Source organism: Psychrobacter sp. (assembly GCF_036731945.1).
In the GTDB taxonomy this organism is placed as follows: Bacteria; Pseudomonadota; Gammaproteobacteria; order Pseudomonadales; family Moraxellaceae; genus Psychrobacter.
On the sequence record NZ_DAINDI010000069.1, the window covers coordinates 13641 to 16152 of the forward strand.

3 protein-coding genes are annotated in these 2512 nt (G+C 37.7%); all 3 read left to right on the forward strand.

Annotated elements, in window-relative coordinates; all coding sequences use genetic code 11:
* Window positions 1-235 precede the first annotated feature (235 nt).
* Window positions 236-1297, forward strand: coding sequence for a dTDP-glucose 4,6-dehydratase (gene rfbB, locus V7D75_RS12220; protein ID WP_333614783.1), 1062 nt, complete (start codon window positions 236-238; stop codon window positions 1295-1297).
* A complete protein-coding gene (rfbA, locus tag V7D75_RS12225) occupies window positions 1294-2163 on the forward strand; it encodes a glucose-1-phosphate thymidylyltransferase RfbA (protein ID WP_333614784.1) in 870 nt (289 codons plus the stop codon). Before rfbB ends, rfbA begins: the two co-directional genes overlap by 4 nt.
* Before the next feature lie 2 nt (window positions 2164-2165).
* The coding region (locus tag V7D75_RS12230; protein WP_333614785.1) for a hypothetical protein at window positions 2166-2512 on the forward strand (347 nt) is incomplete at its 3' end.

Below are 2512 nucleotides of genomic sequence, written 5' to 3' on the forward strand. Positions count from 1 at the left end.
CCTATTAGCATTCTAACCTTTATGTATTTTCTAATAATAGAGCATAAAATATAATTAAAAAACAGCACAGTAGCAATAGAGAGTTAGAACCCTATTGCTACTGTGCTGTTTATTTTTTATTATACTGCACGTTTTTAGGAACATGATCATAAACGCCTTGTTAAAAAACATCGAAGACTACTTTGAGCTTGGGTTTTAATCTTCCACGTCGCTTCATTACAATATAGGTTTAACCATGAAAATCTTAATAACAGGTGGCGCTGGTTTTATAGGCTCTGCTGTCATACGCCACATCATAAACCATACTGAGCATCAGGTTTTAAATATTGATAAGCTAACTTATGCGGGAAATTTAGAGTCTTTGGCTGAGATTGAGAAAAACCCTCGATATTTTTTTGAATCGCTGGATATCTGTAACACTGCGGCTATAGAATCTGCATTTAATCGTTTTCAGCCGAACTTAGTCATGCATTTGGCGGCAGAGTCGCATGTGGATCGATCGATCGATGGACCTGCCAATTTCATTAGCACCAATATTGTTGGTACCTATAGTTTATTAGAAGTTGCGCGCAAATATTGGCACAGCCTTAACGAGGTAGATAAAGCACTCTTTAGATTTCACCATATCTCAACTGATGAAGTTTATGGCGATCTAGACAATACTAATGCTTTATTTACGGAATCAACACCCTACGCTCCAAGCTCACCATACTCCGCATCCAAAGCCAGCTCAGATCATCTGGTACGCGCTTGGCATCGTACTTATAGTTTACCCATTATCGTTACCAATTGCTCAAACAACTATGGACCCTATCACTTCCCTGAGAAACTAATTCCATTAGTTATCCTTAATGCTTTAGATGGTAAACCTCTACCTATTTACGGTAAAGGCAATCAAATACGAGATTGGTTATATGTAGAGGATCATGCTAAAGCACTTTATAAAGTAGTTACTCAAGGTGTTATTGGTGAAACCTATAACATAGGTGGTCATAATGAAAAACAAAATATTGAAGTCGTCACTACTATTTGTCGTATTCTAGATGAGCTACAACCTCGCCCCAGTGGACAGATTTATGAATCTCTAATTACATACGTGAAAGATCGTCCAGGACATGATTTACGCTATGCAATAAATGCCACGAAAATGCAAAGAGAGTTGAATTGGCTACCTGTCGAAACCTTTGAAACGGGAATACGCAAAACAGTTGAATGGTATTTGGAAAACCTTGAATGGTGCCGCAGAGTACAAGATGGCAGCTACCAACGTGAGAGATTAGGAGTAAAGAGTTTATGAATACCAAGGGCATCATTTTAGCGGGTGGTTCCGGCACACGTTTATACCCTATTACTAAAGGCGTATCTAAACAGCTATTACCTATTTATGACAAACCTATGGTGTATTATCCGCTATCAGTACTGATGCTAGCAGGTATTCAAGATATCTTAATTATTAGCACCCCTGATGACATCGATAGTTTTAAACGCTTACTTGGTGATGGTAAGCAGCTAGGTATTACTTTAAGCTATGCCATCCAGCTAAACCCTGATGGTTTAGCCCAAGCATTTATTATTGGCGAACAATTTATTGGTGATAGTAATGTTTGCTTAGTCTTAGGTGATAATATATTTTATGGTCCTGGTTTTTCGCCATTACTGCGTAAAGCTGTGAGCCAAAAAACAGGCGCTACCGTCTTTGGTTATCAAGTCAAAGATCCTGAACGGTTCGGTGTAGTCGAATTTGATGACGATAAACGTGCCCTTTCTATCGAGGAAAAACCCACCCAACCCAAATCTAACTATGCGGTCACAGGGTTATATTTTTACGATAATGACGTGGTCAGTATAGCCAAACAAGTCAGACCCTCCGAGCGCGGTGAGCTTGAAATTACTACTATTAACCAGTTATATATGCAACGGGGTGACTTGAAGGTTGAACTCTTAGGTCGTGGGTTCGCTTGGCTCGATACTGGCACTCATGAAAGTCTTTTGGCAGCTGGCATGTTTGTAGAAACTATTGAAAAACGCCAAGGTTATAAGATAGCCTGTTTAGAAGAAATTGCCTATATTCAAGGATGGCTGAGTAAACAAGACTTACAGGAAATCGGTACTGCTCTAAGCAAGAATAGCTACGGACAATACTTATTGGACTTAGTGAAGTAAACATGAGAAATACCATATTACATATCGCTAGTAGTGAAAAATTCATCCCACCATTCATTAATTTTATTAAAGCGAATTTTAATTTTGAGAATCATGATTTTTTATTAACCAAAGGTATGTCTCAACAAGATATTCTCCCTACGAACAATATAAAAATCTTATCAAAGAAAACTAGATTTGGTAAAACTAAGCATTATTTAAAAGTAATTTTTAAAATGCATCAAGCTGATAAAGTTATATTACACAGCTTAGCAGATCATAGTATTGTCAAGATTTTATTTTTTATGCCGTGGTTACTAAAACGCTGTTATTGGGTGATATGGGGTGGCGACTTATACACGTATCAACT